At 38.2% G+C, this 13,197-nt stretch carries 15 protein-coding genes; 1 reads left to right on the forward strand and 14 read right to left on the reverse strand.

The features are described 5' to 3' along the window. Positions 1 to 428: 428 nt before the first annotated feature. The 9 genes from recO to IGI87_RS09620 all read right to left on the reverse strand — a co-directional run bounded on the left by recO (position 429) and on the right by IGI87_RS09620 (position 7,727). A complete protein-coding gene (recO, locus tag IGI87_RS09580) occupies positions 429 to 1,223 on the reverse strand; it encodes a DNA repair protein RecO (RefSeq protein ID WP_104854771.1) in 795 nt (264 codons plus the stop codon). An 82-nt stretch (positions 1,224 to 1,305) separates the two neighbouring features. Next, positions 1,306 to 2,208: a GTPase Era gene (era, locus tag IGI87_RS09585; protein ID WP_002359745.1), complete on the reverse strand. Its 903-nt coding sequence runs from the start codon at positions 2,206 to 2,208 to the stop codon at positions 1,306 to 1,308. A gap of 13 nt (positions 2,209 to 2,221) precedes the next feature. Beyond that, positions 2,222 to 2,623: a diacylglycerol kinase family protein gene (locus tag IGI87_RS09590; protein ID WP_174108292.1), complete on the reverse strand. Its 402-nt coding sequence runs from the start codon at positions 2,621 to 2,623 to the stop codon at positions 2,222 to 2,224. After that, complete coding sequence (gene ybeY / locus IGI87_RS09595) at positions 2,607 to 3,086, reverse strand: rRNA maturation RNase YbeY (protein ID WP_104854773.1); 480 nt, start codon at positions 3,084 to 3,086, stop codon at positions 2,607 to 2,609. The genes IGI87_RS09590 and ybeY overlap by 17 nt, the downstream gene beginning before the upstream one ends. Further along, a complete protein-coding gene (locus IGI87_RS09600) occupies positions 3,086 to 5,284 on the reverse strand; it encodes an HD family phosphohydrolase (RefSeq protein ID WP_317095077.1) in 2,199 nt (732 codons plus the stop codon). Before IGI87_RS09600 ends, ybeY begins: the two co-directional genes overlap by 1 nt. 28 nt (positions 5,285 to 5,312) lie before the next feature. Next, a complete protein-coding gene (locus tag IGI87_RS09605; protein ID WP_369810298.1) occupies positions 5,313 to 6,227 on the reverse strand; it encodes a PhoH family protein in 915 nt (304 codons plus the stop codon). Positions 6,228 to 6,469: 242 nt separating this feature from the next. After that, on the reverse strand, positions 6,470 to 6,919 hold the full coding sequence (locus tag IGI87_RS09610; RefSeq protein ID WP_002356741.1) for a GatB/YqeY domain-containing protein: 450 nt from the start codon (positions 6,917 to 6,919) through the stop codon (positions 6,470 to 6,472). 25 nt (positions 6,920 to 6,944) lie between these two features. Continuing rightward, entirely contained in the window at positions 6,945 to 7,121 is a 177-nt protein-coding gene (gene rpsU, locus IGI87_RS09615; protein WP_002356740.1) for a 30S ribosomal protein S21, read from the reverse strand. A 165-nt stretch (positions 7,122 to 7,286) separates the two neighbouring features. Further along, positions 7,287 to 7,727 (reverse strand): Fur family transcriptional regulator, encoded by a 441-nt coding sequence (locus tag IGI87_RS09620; protein WP_002387080.1) that lies wholly within the window; start codon positions 7,725 to 7,727, stop codon positions 7,287 to 7,289. 98 nt (positions 7,728 to 7,825) lie between these two features. Here IGI87_RS09620 and IGI87_RS09625 point away from each other — a divergent pair, with 98 nt between their 5' ends. Then, positions 7,826 to 8,683: a pyruvate, water dikinase regulatory protein gene (locus IGI87_RS09625; protein WP_002382760.1), complete on the forward strand. Its 858-nt coding sequence runs from the start codon at positions 7,826 to 7,828 to the stop codon at positions 8,681 to 8,683. Between the two features lie 41 nt (positions 8,684 to 8,724). On the opposite strand, the gene thrB is transcribed toward IGI87_RS09625, so the two are convergent. From thrB to proC, 5 genes are all read right to left on the reverse strand, one after another. Further along, on the reverse strand, positions 8,725 to 9,588 hold the full coding sequence (gene thrB / locus IGI87_RS09630) for a homoserine kinase (RefSeq protein WP_438736834.1): 864 nt from the start codon (positions 9,586 to 9,588) through the stop codon (positions 8,725 to 8,727). Beyond that, complete coding sequence (gene thrC / locus IGI87_RS09635; protein WP_113794412.1) at positions 9,585 to 10,640, reverse strand: threonine synthase; 1,056 nt, start codon at positions 10,638 to 10,640, stop codon at positions 9,585 to 9,587. The genes thrB and thrC overlap by 4 nt, the downstream gene beginning before the upstream one ends. A gap of 2 nt (positions 10,641 to 10,642) precedes the next feature. After that, a complete protein-coding gene (locus tag IGI87_RS09640; RefSeq protein ID WP_438736836.1) occupies positions 10,643 to 11,935 on the reverse strand; it encodes a homoserine dehydrogenase in 1,293 nt (430 codons plus the stop codon). A 50-nt stretch (positions 11,936 to 11,985) separates the two neighbouring features. Further along, positions 11,986 to 12,294: an ArsR/SmtB family transcription factor gene (locus IGI87_RS09645; RefSeq protein WP_002356730.1), complete on the reverse strand. Its 309-nt coding sequence runs from the start codon at positions 12,292 to 12,294 to the stop codon at positions 11,986 to 11,988. Between the two features lie 116 nt (positions 12,295 to 12,410). After that, the gene (proC, locus tag IGI87_RS09650) at positions 12,411 to 13,193 is read right to left on the reverse strand and encodes a pyrroline-5-carboxylate reductase (RefSeq protein ID WP_438736838.1); all 783 of its coding nucleotides are present in this window, start codon (positions 13,191 to 13,193) and stop codon (positions 12,411 to 12,413) included. Between the last annotated feature and the right edge of the window lie 4 nt (positions 13,194 to 13,197).

The following is a 13,197-nucleotide window of genomic DNA, read 5'->3' on the forward strand; positions in this document are numbered from 1 at the left end:
GACACTTTTGCGCCAATTGAGCTTTTTTGAATAAACGTTACTATTTTTTCTTTTGGTGTTAACTGTTTGCTTTTTTTTATTCGGTTACAACGTTCCCTTTGGTCACCTTGTGCTGTTCCACATCTGCTCTGACACTTTGTGTCAGTCGCAGTGAGGAACATGCAAAAAGTCCCCATGCCTATTAATAGACATAGGGACGAATAATTATCGCGGTTCCACCCTACTTCCGATGCGTTCATCGGCAGCTTCGTTTGTCGTACTCCAAAGTGCCTTTCAAAAGTTCCGTGTTTCTGGCTCCCACTCTCCCAGATTCGCTTAACAGAGGGTTCTTTTTACTTCTCTTTTTCTTCGTACGTATTTAACTTCTCTATCATAATACGGTGTCTGAGGGAAGTTGTCAAATTTTTTTTAGAAAAATGACTGCTTGTTTATGTTTCTTTTTCTTCCTTCTTTCGTGGTGGAATTTTTAACGTATTTTCCCACGTTTTCATTTGATCAATAAATTTTTTGCTTTTTAAGTGCAAACCAACATATTCATCGTATAACATATCAATCGTTTCTCGAATACTCTTCTTAGTTTCTTCTTTTACTTGAATGTTTTGGACTTTTTCATAGGAGACTTGCGAAAATAAGCGAATAAAATGAATCGCTCTAGGATCTGCATGGTAGCGCTGTTCATCTAAATGCCAATGTTTTTCACAAAGCACACCGCTATATTTTGAGGAATAATCAAATTTCCCTTGTGTTTCGCCACAAGCCACACAATGATGCCATTCTGGTCGTACACCAAACCGTTCTAACAATTGAATTTCAAAAATATTTGTAATGATTTCCGGATCTTTATGCTCATTTAAAGCGGATAATGCCATGTGGGTAAATTGAAATAAGTTCGGATCATAGTGCTGATCTTCAATTGCTGCATCGACTAAGTTTAAAATATATGTTCCATACGCGTTAATAAATATATCTTGTTGAATGTTTCGAAAAGGTTGAACTTCTTTACTGCTATTGAGAAAAGATAAGCCTTCTTCTCTAAAATTTCCGATGTAGACGGCTTCTGTAAATGGCAGGATCGCTGGCAAAAGAGGATTATTTTTTCGATGCGCGCCTTTCACAAAAAACATCAATTTTCCATAGGATTCTGTAAAAATTTTGACGAGTTTATCCTTCTCTTTAAAATCCTTCGTAAATAAAATAATACCTTTAGTCTCCCCTAATGCCATTCAATTCACTTCCATTTCTTATGTAAATTAGTGTAGTGTTTGGGAAGTTCATTTATACACTCGCTTCCCAAACACTACTTTCTTAATATTCTTCTTTGCGATAACCGAAATCTTGTAAATAGATTTTTTTGTCACGCCAGTCTTTTTGGACTTTTACCCACAACTCCAAATACACTTTGTCATCTAATAAATATTCAATATCTTGACGCGCCTTGGTACCAATTTGTTTCAGCATTTTTCCGCCTTTGCCAATGATGATGCCTTTTTGACTGTCCCGTTCCACAATAATGGTTGCTTGGACATGGACTTTATCGTTTTCATCCCGTTTCATTGAGTCCACAACGACAGCGACAGAATGAGGAATCTCATCTCTTGTTAAAAGTAACACTTTTTCACGAATTAATTCGGAAACGATAAAATATTCTGGATGATCTGTAATTTGGTCATCAGGGAAATACTGAGGTCCTTCTGGCATTTGCTCAACGAGAACATCCATCAAATGCTCAAAATTATTTCCTTCAGTAGCAGAAATGGGAATAATTTCTTTAAAGTCCATTTGTTTCGAATAGTCTTCAATAATACTCAATAAATCATCTGGATGGACTTTGTCAATTTTATTGATAATCAAGTAGACTGGACTATTATTATTTTTCAATCGTTCAATAATAAAGTCGTCACCTTTCCCGCGTTTTTGATCAGCACTTACCATAAATAAAGTAGCATCTACTTCACGCATCGCATTGTAGGCACTTTCCACCATGAAATCGCCTAAGCGGTGTTTAGGTTTGTGAATCCCTGGAGTATCGATAAAAACAATTTGTGCTTCAGGAATTGTATAAATTCCTTGAATCTTATTACGAGTTGTTTGTGCTTTGTCACTCATAATTGCAATTTTTTGGCCGACAATTCGATTTAACAATGTTGATTTTCCAACATTTGGTCTGCCGACAATGGCTACGAAACCAGATTTATGTTCAGTTGTCATTGTATTTCTCCTCTTATTTCCACATTTGAATGATTTGTAAAATTTTTGGTACAAATAGAATTAGTCCTACTAGCACTGCGAAACCGGCTGTTAATAAAACAGCTCCTGCGGCCATGTCTTTAACTTTTTTTCCGATTGGATGAAAGTGAAAATCCGTAAACATATCTACGACATTTTCAAAAATTGTATTGATAATTTCTGCCAACCAGACAAGAAAAACGGCCAATAACAACCACAGCCATTCAGCAAGTGTTAAGGAAAACAAGAAACCAAACACAATCGCAGTGACGCCAAACGCCACATGTTTGCGCATATTACGTTCTTCTCGAAAAACTGTTTTGATTCCTTGCCAGGCAAATTCTAATGAATGAATAAAATGTTTATTTTTTCCTGTTTGCTCATCTTTTAAGGCCATACGCATCTAAAATCTCTTTCTGTAAACCAAACATTTCTTTTTCATCTTCAGGTTCCATATGATCGTATCCATTCAAATGTAAAAAGCCATGTACTGCCAAAAAGCCCATTTCTCGCTCCAATGTGTGCCCATATTCAACTGCTTGTTCTGCTGCTCGCTCTGTTGAAATAATTAAATCACCTAGATTCCGTGGTAGCTCTGCCATTTCTTCATCATCAAAAATAATTGGCAATTCGTCTTCCCCTTCATCCTCTAAAGCAAAACTGATGACATCTGTAGGCATATCTTTGCCCCGATAGTCACGATTAATCACTTGGATACCTGCGTTATCTGTAAAAGTCACCGACATCTCCGTATCTTCGGCAATTTCTAGAAAACCCGCTGCAAATTGCAGCAAGTTTTCGATTTCTTTGATTTCTTCTGTTGGTACTTTCTCGGTTTCATCAATGAAAGTAATATCCATTAGTCATCTCTCTTTTCTTGTTCATCTTTCATTTCTTCTGCTTCAGCTTTCATTTTTGGATACTTAATCCGTGAATGGAAGGTACTGCATAATCCATTAATTAATGATTTTTCAATGATGCGAATCTCTTTCATCGTTAACCCGCATTCATCTAATTGGCCATCTGAAATTCTATCTTGAATCACATTATGCACAAAGGCTTGAATTTTTTCGTTGGTCGGATGATCCATCGCCCGCACAGCAGCCTCACAAGTATCAGCAATACTAACAATCCCTGCTTCTCGTGTTTGTGGACGTGGTCCAGGATAACGGAAGTCTGATTCTTTAATTTCAGGATTGCGTTCTTTTGCTTTCACATAGAAAAATTTCATCAATGTTGTGCCATGATGTTGACGACAAATGTCAATAACCATTTGCGGCATATTGTACTCTTCTAAAATTTTGGCGCCATCAATTACGTGGCCAAAAATAATTTGTTTACTATCTTCTGGTAATAAAAAGTTATGTGGATTTTCTGCTCCAGCAGGTAAGTTTTCCACAAAGAAATTTGCGTGTTTAATTTTGCCAATGTCATGGTAATAACAAGCAACTCGTGTTAATAGCGACCGACCGCCAATCTCAGCAACAGCGTTAGCGCTCAAACTAGCCACCATCATGCTATGATGATAGGTACCTGGCGCTTCTTCTAACAGTTGTTTTAACAACGGATGGTTCGGATTACTTAATTCATTCAAGACAATCATACTATCATCGGTCACTAATAATTCGATATATGGATGCAAGCCCATTGTTGCTAAAAATGAAAGGACCGTTCCTGCACCTGCACAAATTAAAGCCGTCCACGTTTTACCATCTGTTAAACTCATCCCTTGATAAATCATTAAGACAACCGCCATGAAAACAGGAAAGACAACTACCCACATTAACGCTGGGAAAACTTGCTCACTCATCCGTTTCCGTTTAACAACTGTTGCTAGAAATCCTGAGAATAAGTACATAATCAGAATAACCGTCAACGAGTTTGTGCCAATAGAATTATAAAAGATAAATAACGCAAAAACGACTTGGAAAATGGCAGCGATTATCCCTGAACGACGATTCACAAAATGATTTAGAATCAGCGGTGCAAAGGCTGCCGGATAGAACAAGGGAATATACATCAACTGCTCTGTTTGGAAAATCTGGAAGAATTTCATTAAAATAACACTGATTAGCATAGCACCTGTGTAAAAGATAATAAACGAGCGTTGTCGCGAAGGCTCAGTCACTTGTTTTGTAAAGAAAATCAACACTTCAACTTGAAGTAAAATAGCTAATGCTAATGCCACCATCGGAAAAATAGACGTATTTTGACTAGTCATTCCTAGTAACTCAAGTTTTTCGACCGCTTTTGCATCAATTTGAGTCCCTTCACGAACAATAATTTCGCCTTGATAAATCATGGCGGGTTGAACAGCATTCATCGCTTTTTGGCGTAGCTCTTCTGTTCGTTTTTCATTGGCAATATCGTTTACCACAATCCCTTGATTAACAATGTAACGAATGACTTGTTGCATGGTACTCGTAATATCTAAGTATTGAATTTTACCGTTAGCTTCTTGGCGAATTTTATCCAAATCAGATTCTCGAACGTGATTTTGCATTGCGTCATCCACCAACATCAAACTTTCTGAACGAACCTTATCCAATTGCTCAGAGGTTAATGTAAAGATTGTTTGATAAAAAACATTAGGAAAACTTTGATAAAACGTAACTTCATCTTGCGGTAAAGATTCAAACAATGACTTTAAGCTAGCTACTCGTTCTTCTACGGTCGGCGCAGGAATCGTTTCTTCCTTTTTGGCCTTCGCTTGCTTATTGTTGTATTCTTTGTCTACTTTTTCATTCGCAGAATCAATCAATTTAAATAATTTATCAATACGATTATGTTGGACAGATGCCGTATCTTCTTGATAAATATATTCGGGTGTGACAGCTTCTGCTGCCAATTTTTTTCTTTGTTCTGTTTCGTAGGTATTCTCGATATTTTTATTTGCACGAATGGTTTTCTCGGCCAGTTGACCTTCTTTAATTTCTACTCTTTTCTGATGGACACTGCCAAACATAATCATAAATAAAAGAAGAGAAAAAACGGCTAATAAAATAGGTAAATAGGCCTTACCTAAACGATCCCCTAACTTTGTAAGTACTTTTTTCAAAAGGGACTTTCACTCCTTCCCTAACTGCTTAGGAATGCTTTTGTTGTTCTTTTTCATAGGCTTGAATAATTTGTGCTACAACCGGATGACGCACAACGTCACTGGCTTCAAAATTTACAAAGGCAATTTTTTCAATGTCTTTTAACGTACGCTCGGCGTTAACTAAACCACTTGTTACACCACGTGGCAAGTCAATCTGACTAGTATCTCCATTAACAATCATTTTTGAACTAAACCCTAAACGAGTTAAAAACATTTTCATTTGGGCAACCGTGGTATTTTGTGCTTCGTCTAAAATGACAAAAGCATCATCCAATGTACGACCACGCATATAAGCAAGCGGGGCAATTTCAATAACGCCGCGTTCCATTAAACGATTTGTATGATCCATACCAAAAATTTGATACAAGGCATCGTAAACTGGACGTAAATAAGGATCGACTTTTTCTTTTAAGTCACCTGGTAAAAAGCCCAAGCTTTCGCCAGCTTCCACCGCTGGACGAGTTAAAATAATTTTTTGTACTTCGCCTTTTTTTAAGGCTGCTACTGCCATCACCACGGCTAAAAAGGTTTTTCCTGTCCCCGCAGGTCCCACCCCGAAAATGACGTCATGAGTTTTAACTGCATCGATATATTTTTTTTGACCAACATTCTTAATTCGGATCGCCCGACCATGATGGTCCTTCATAATTTCTTCTTCATACATGGCAATAAACGCCTCTAAATTTCCAGCTTTGGCCATTTTTAAAGCAGAAACGACATCTGGCGTATGCACTTTAATGCCTCGTTGAATTAATGTTTGTAGCGCTCTTAACACGGAAGCGACTAACTCTACCTCTGATGATTCGCCAATTAACTGAATAACTTCGCCACGACTATTAATCGTTACGTGGGTATTCTCTTCTAAAAATTTGATATGTTTATCATGTGTTCCTAAAAGCATGTGTGCATCATCAGAATCAGTAAGTATTAATTCCAAAGATTTTGACTGATTATCTGTCAAAAAACGTCCATCTCCTTTATTATATAGTCCTTTACAATGATACCACATTCTTATCTGTTTAAAAAGAAGTCGTACCTGATTTGACTTTGAAAGTCAAAAAAGAGAAAACCGTAAAAAGCTACTGGTTTTCTCTTTGCATAAAAAAACTAGGACAGTATCCTGTCCTAGTTTCGATAACGCTCTTAGTTTTCTTGTAATAATTCTTTCACAATTGCGTTAACTTGGTTGCCATCGGCTTTGCCTTTGACTTTCGGCATCATAGCGCCCATCACTTTACCAAAATCTTTTGGTGAAGTGGCGCCAGTTTGCGTCATTACCTCTTGAACTAGTTGACGAATTTCTTCCTCTGTTAGTTGTTGAGGCATATATTTTTCAACAATTGCTATTTCAACTTTTACTTTTTCAACAAGATCGTCGCGTCCCGCCTTTTCAAACTCTGATAAAGAATCTTTTCTCTGTTTCATCTCACGAGACAATACAGTGAGTTCTTCTTCTCCGTTCAATTCACGGCCCGCTTTAATCTGATCATTTTGAATGGCAGTCTTTAACATACGAAGTACGGCTAAAGTTTCTTTGTCTTTAGCTTTCATCGCTGTTTTAATGTCGTCATTCAATGTGGTTAGCAATGACATACCACCAACTCCAATTCATTCAAAACTAGAATTTTTTACGTTTTCTAGCTGCTTCAGATTTTTTCTTACGCTTTACACTTGGTTTTTCGTAGAATTCACGTTTACGTGATTCTTGTAAAGTACCCGCTTTTGAAACGGAACGTTTGAAGCGACGAAGAGCATCATCAAGAGATTCGTTTTTACGAACGACTGTTTTTGACATGTTATTCCCTCCCTCCGAGCTTAAAAAGTAACCGTTTTTCTTATTTGTGGGAAAAACCCACAAATTAAAATACTGTCCTTGTTATATTATAGCTAAAGCATAAATAACCGTCAACCACTCTACTGATAAAATACGAAATTTTTGTTTGATTTTTCGTCTTATTCGCTATTTTTCGCAACAATCGGCACAACGACCAAGTATTTCAAAGCGATGTCCTTCAATTGAACAACCTTTTAACTGTTCTTCAAAAAAATTCATCGGACACATGTGAATTTCTTCCGTTTTGCCACAAACCGTACAAATAAAGTGATGATGATGTTCCACCTCTTGGCAACAACGGAAGCGAAACTTTTGCTCGCCATTTAATTCTGTTTTTTCCAGTAATTCTAAGCGCTCAAAGTCATGTAAATTGCGATAAACCGTATCATAACTGACTCCTTTAAAGGTTTCATTCATAAATTCATACACTTCACGTGCAGAAACATAGCGATTTCGCTTAATCAAATAACTCATCAGCAATTCTCGTTTTTTGGTATATTTTAATCCACTGGCTTTCATGGTTTCTAAGGCTTGCTCAATATTAGTCTTTACTGGTGCCATCGCCATTTCCTCCCTCACCAACCTAAATCAGAATGATTACGAAATAGATTCTGGACTTATGGTATAATAAAATTATTAAAAATGCAAGAAAGGACTTACCCTCTATGACTATTTCTGAAGAAAAAAAATGTGTGACGATTTTTGTCATCTCAGATTCTGCTGGCGAGACCGCTTCAAAATTGGCGGCTGCCTCAATGGCTCAGTACCCCACTGTTGATTTTACTTTGATTAGACGAACATTCGTTAAAGACGAAGATAAACTAGTGCAAGCGTTAGAAGATGCCAAAAAAGCAGAGGCCATGGTACTGCATACTATTATTAATGATCATCTCGTGGCGATTGCTAATCAATTTTTCAATGAGCATCAATTGTTTCATTTTGACATTTTGACACCACCAGTTGCGGAAATCGAACGTTTAACAGGTGTTGCACCCATGCGGGAACCAGGTGCCTTACATCATCTGAATGAAAATTATTTTAAACGAATTGAAGCGATGGAATTTGCTGTCAAATATGACGATGGCAAGGACCCACGAGGCTTTTTAGAAGCGGATGTGTTACTTCTTGGCGTTTCCCGAACTTCTAAAACACCACTAAGTCTCTTTTTAGCCAACAAGAACTTAAAAGTTGCTAATTTGCCACTAATTCCTGAAGCACATTTACCAAAACAATTATTCGAAATGGACCCTAAAAAAATTGTTGGCTTAACCAACGATCCCAATGTTTTAAACGGTATTCGTAAAGAACGAATGCGCGCATATGGTTTACCTGAAAATACTTCTTATTCAGATATTGAAAAAATTCGGCGAGAACTGGCTTTTGCTAATGACCTTTACCAAAAATTAGGTTGTATCGTTATTGATGTCGCTTCTCTTTCAATTGAAGAAACTGCCTCAATGATTCTTAATGCTTTGAACTTAGAAGATCATAGTTATTATTCCACGGAAACATCCGAGGATTAATAAAAACGAGAAAAAATCACTAGTGATTTTTTCTCGTTTTTTTAAAAGACTTGAACGCCTTCTTGATCAATATTGAAAATTTGGATGCTCGCTTTGGTAGATAATTTTTCCAAGCTTTGAACAATTTCGTTGGTTCGTTCTTCTGGCGACAAGATCAGAACAGTGGGACCAGCTCCGCTTAAGAAAGAGCCATAAGCACCTTTTTGCTGAGTTAAACGACGAATTTCTTTTAAATGAGGAACCAAGGAACGCCGATACGTTTCATGCCATTTATCTTGTTCCATCATTTTGCCTGCTAAAGGTAAATCCCCGTTTAAAATTGCGGCAATCATAACATTGGCAATTGAACTGGCCGCGACCGCCTCTTTATAAGCCAATTTTTCTGGCAAAACAGCGCGACTTTTTTCGGTAAATAACGTTTCCTCTGGAATAAAACCAATGACATCACACATTGGAAAGTGATGTTTGACATGGTAGACTTGATTTTCTACATGGCTAGCCACCACGAAATCCCCTAAAATAGCTGGGGCAACATTATCTGGATGGCCTTCCATCTCTGTGGCTAAACGGACTTTTTCTTTAGGCGACAAATTTAAATGTGCTAGTCGATTAGCTAATTCAATGCCTGCTACAATCACACTTGAGCTACTGCCTAGGCCTCTTGCAAGGGGAATGTCAGAAACCATCCGAATAACTTTTGGTGTCAATTCTGGTGCAATTTTCAATGCCGTTTGAATTAATAAATTCTCTTCATTAGTAGGAATCTCTTCTCCCAAAGAATGTTGAATTTCCCAAAATTCACTTTCACCTAAAACGTTGATTGTTAAATAAGCGGATAATGCAATGCCACATGAATCAAAGCCAGGTCCTAAGTTGGCACTAGTGGCAGGTACTCTTATTTTCATAGTGTTGCGACTCCTTTTCGTAAGTGCAGACGCATTTCTTCCACGTCACTCATTTTTGAAATAGCTACTTCTGTCTCCATTGCTGTATCAGGATCTTTTAGTCCGTTACCAGTAAAGACTGCCACGACGGTTTCACCTGCTTTGATTTTACCGCTTTTAACGTGTTGAATAACTCCAGCTAATGAGGCAGCCGAACCAGGTTCAATGAAAACCCCATCTTGAGCAGCAATTTTTCGGTAAGCCGTTAAAATTTCTTGATCTGTCACGGGATCAATGAAACCACCCGATTCATCGCGTGCCTGTTCTGCTAATTGCCAACTAGCAGGATTTCCAATCCGAATCGCTGTTGCCACGGTTTCAGGTTGCTCAATCACTTGGCCTTTCACGATTGCCGCGGCACCTTCTGCTTCAAAACCATGCATTCTTGGTAAAGTTGTTCCTTGTTTTTCATGCCATTCTTTAAAGCCTTTCCAGTAAGCGGAAATATTGCCGGCATTTCCAACTGGAATCGCTAAAACATCAGGCGCTTGACCCAATTGTTCACAAACTTCAAAAGCTGCTGTCTTTTGCCCTTCTAAACGATAAGGATTCACTGAATTAACTAGCGCAACTGCCTCAGTTTTCGCAATTTCTCGCACCGCTTTTAATGCTTCATCAAAGTTACCTGGAATCGAAATAATGTCCGCCCCATACATAATAGCTTGCGCTAATTTTCCCAGTGCGATTTTACCTTCTGGAATCACTACATACGCTTTAATGCCTGCTCGTGTGGCATACGCAGCAGCGGCAGCACTAGTATTTCCTGTAGAAGCACAAACAATCGCTTTGGCACCTTCTTCTACCGCTTTTGCTACAGCCATCACCATCCCGCGATCTTTGAATGAGCCAGTGGGATTTAAGCCTTCGTATTTTCCATATAATTGAATACCTAATTCTTTGGATAAATTAGGTAAAGGAATCAGTGGCGTATTTCCTTCGGCTAAAGAAATCATTGGTGTTTTTTCTGTTACTGGCAAATACGCTTGATACTGTTTTAACAAACCTTCATACATGTTTACTCATCTCCTATAACCTTCATTACATTCAATAACTGAAAGGCTTCCGTATTTTGAATAGCTGTCACAACTTGTTGCATTTGTGCTTTTGATATCTGGTGCGTAATGGCAACAATTCTTGCTCGCTGTCCATCTGATTTCTGTTGAACTAATTGATCAAAGCTGACTTCTGCTTTAGTCATTAATTGCGTCAACTGCAAAAATTGTCCTGGTGTATCTGGAACATCTAATGAAAAATAGTACTGCCCAAATACATTTTCGGAACTCGTCAATTGGGTTTTATGTTGATACGAATTGAACATATGGCCAGTCGTTGCCAAGCGAATGTTTTTAGCAATCGTAATTAAATCACTGACAACACTGGTTGCTGTCGGTTTAGCGCCAGCTCCTGGACCGTAATACATTGATTCGCCCACACCTGCACTTTTTATAAATACTGCATTGTACTCATTCCGAACAGATGCAATAGGATGCTTTTGATTGACTAGCATAGGCGCCACTTCCACCGAGATACTATGCTCATTTTGTTCAGCAGAGCCAATCAATTTGATTTCATATCCCAGTTGTTTAGCCATGGCGACATCATCTAAAGACAATCCGCGAATTCCACGAATATCAACTTGTGGTAATGAAACATTCATCCCAAAAGCAAATTGACTTAAAATAACCATTTTATAGGCTGCGTCAATTCCATCGACATCATTTGTCGGATCCGCTTCAGCAAATCCCAACGCTTGCGCTTCTGCTAAAGCTTCTTCATAACTTTTATCAGCAGAAACCATTTGCGTAAGCATATAATTCGTCGTACCGTTCACAATCCCTAAAACTTTTTGAATATTGTCTGCCGCTAAGCTATTAGCAATTGTTCTTAAAATTGGAATCCCGCCAGCAACACTTGCTTCGTAATATAAATCACAATGATGTTTTTGGGCTAACGCTACTAATTCACTCCCATGTTGCGCCAGTAAATCTTTATTGGCAGTCACAATATGTTTGCCCTTTTCTAAAGCTTTCATGATATACGTTTTGGCTGGTTCAATGGTTCCCATTAATTCCACAACGATTTGAATCTCTTTATCTTCTAAAATATCATCAATTGAAGTTGTCAAAGAAAGACCGTATTCTTCCGCTTGCACTTGTTTCGTTTCAAGATTTCGGACAAATGCTTTTTCAATGACTACATTCATTCCTGTCACTTGTGAAATTTTCTCTTGATGTTCTTTCAAGAGAGTTAAAACGCCAGTGCCTACAGTCCCTAATCCTAGTAACCCGATCTTTAAGGTATCCTTCATTTTTACCTCCATCAACAGCGCTATTCTAGTTACGCTTTTTTTCCTACTTTTTATCGATGTTCAATATGCTCAAAGGTCTGATTTAAAATATCTATTACATGATGATCATCCAATGTATAAAAAATCGTTTTTCCTTCGCGACGTGCCTTGACAACCCGGCTATCTCTTAATAATTTTAATTGATGAGAAACGGCGGACTGTTCCATTCCCAATTGTTCACTAATCGCCGTTACGTTATGCTCGCCTTCTTTTAAAAGTAGCAAAATTCTTAAACGTGTTGGATCACTTAATACTTTATATAATTGACTTACTTGTTTGATTTCTTCCATTTGTTTCATTATAGTCGCCTCACTTTGCACTCATTATAACACAGAGTTTTTTAAAATAAGAACTGCGATTGTTCTTTCCTACGAAAAATATGGCACAAAGAAAGTTGGAAAAATGACAAACTTGTCGATTTTCCAACTTTCTTCATCTATTCGTGGTTGGCTTGCTGAACTGCATCCATCACGGCATAACGGAAGCCATTTTTTTCTAGAGCTACGACACCGCGAATCGTACTTCCTCCTGGAGAAGTCACTTCATCTTTCAATGCTCCTGGGTGTTTTTTCGTGTCTAAGGCTAAGGTCGCCGTTCCTTTTATCATTTGAGCGACAATTTCATAAGATAAGTCCCTTGGTAACCCTTCTAAGACTGCTGCATCTCCCAATGCTTCCATAAAGATATCAACAAAAGCTGGACTGCAACCAGCCACAGTGCCAAAAGTTTCCAGTTGCGCTTCGCGAATTTCTTTGACTAACCCTAAAGTAGCAAGAAGTTCCATTACCAGTTCCTTCGTTTGGCCTTCAATTGTTGGTGCTAAGGCTACACCAAGCACGCCTTGATTCACGCTAACTGGTGTATTAGGAATGGCATGAACAACTTTGGCTTCTTTATTGCCAAGGGCCATTTGTGCTTCTTGTATGGTATGACCTGTTGCAACAGAAATCAATAGACTTTCGTTGGAAAAATGAGGAGCTAATTCCTGAAGGACAGGTAACACGACCTTTGCTCCTGTCGCAATAAAAATAACCTTACACTCTTGGAAAAGTGCATAATCTGTGACAAGTTGAAAGCCCCACTCTTTTTGAAGTGCTTCTGCTGTTCCACTTGAGCCGCCTTTCACATATAAATGTTCCTTCTTGACTGCCTCAGCTTTCAGTAACCCTTTAATCATGGCACCGCCCATACTGCCAGCACCGATAAAGCCAATTTTCATAGCA

This window comes from Enterococcus sp. DIV1444a (genome assembly GCF_051712125.1).
In the GTDB taxonomy this organism is placed as follows: domain Bacteria; phylum Bacillota; class Bacilli; order Lactobacillales; family Enterococcaceae; genus Enterococcus; species Enterococcus faecalis.

Excerpts from the sequence above, each read along its gene's own strand:
- recO (WP_104854771.1), bottom strand. The coding sequence starts at position 1,223 with ATGGCATTAGGGGAGACTAAAGGTATTATTTTATTTACGAAGGATTTT.
- era (WP_002359745.1), bottom strand. The coding sequence starts at position 2,208 with ATGACAACTGAACATAAATCTGGTTTCGTAGCCATTGTCGGCAGACCA.
- IGI87_RS09590 (WP_174108292.1), bottom strand. The coding sequence starts at position 2,623 with ATGGCCTTAAAAGATGAGCAAACAGGAAAAAATAAACATTTTATTCAT.
- ybeY (WP_104854773.1), bottom strand. The coding sequence starts at position 3,086 with ATGGATATTACTTTCATTGATGAAACCGAGAAAGTACCAACAGAAGAA.
- IGI87_RS09605 (WP_369810298.1), bottom strand. The coding sequence starts at position 6,227 with ATGCTTTTAGGAACACATGATAAACATATCAAATTTTTAGAAGAGAAT.
- IGI87_RS09610 (WP_002356741.1), bottom strand. The coding sequence starts at position 6,919 with ATGTCATTGCTAACCACATTGAATGACGACATTAAAACAGCGATGAAA.
- rpsU (WP_002356740.1), bottom strand. The coding sequence starts at position 7,121 with ATGTCAAAAACAGTCGTTCGTAAAAACGAATCTCTTGATGATGCTCTT.
- IGI87_RS09620 (WP_002387080.1), bottom strand. The coding sequence starts at position 7,727 with ATGGCGATGGCACCAGTAAAGACTAATATTGAGCAAGCCTTAGAAACC.
- IGI87_RS09625 (WP_002382760.1), top strand. The coding sequence starts at position 7,826 with ATGACTATTTCTGAAGAAAAAAAATGTGTGACGATTTTTGTCATCTCA.
- thrB (WP_438736834.1), bottom strand. The coding sequence starts at position 9,588 with ATGAAAATAAGAGTACCTGCCACTAGTGCCAACTTAGGACCTGGCTTT.
- thrC (WP_113794412.1), bottom strand. The coding sequence starts at position 10,640 with ATGTATGAAGGTTTGTTAAAACAGTATCAAGCGTATTTGCCAGTAACA.
- IGI87_RS09640 (WP_438736836.1), bottom strand. The coding sequence starts at position 11,935 with ATGAAGGATACCTTAAAGATCGGGTTACTAGGATTAGGGACTGTAGGC.
- proC (WP_438736838.1), bottom strand. The coding sequence starts at position 13,193 with ATGAAAATTGGCTTTATCGGTGCTGGCAGTATGGGCGGTGCCATGATT.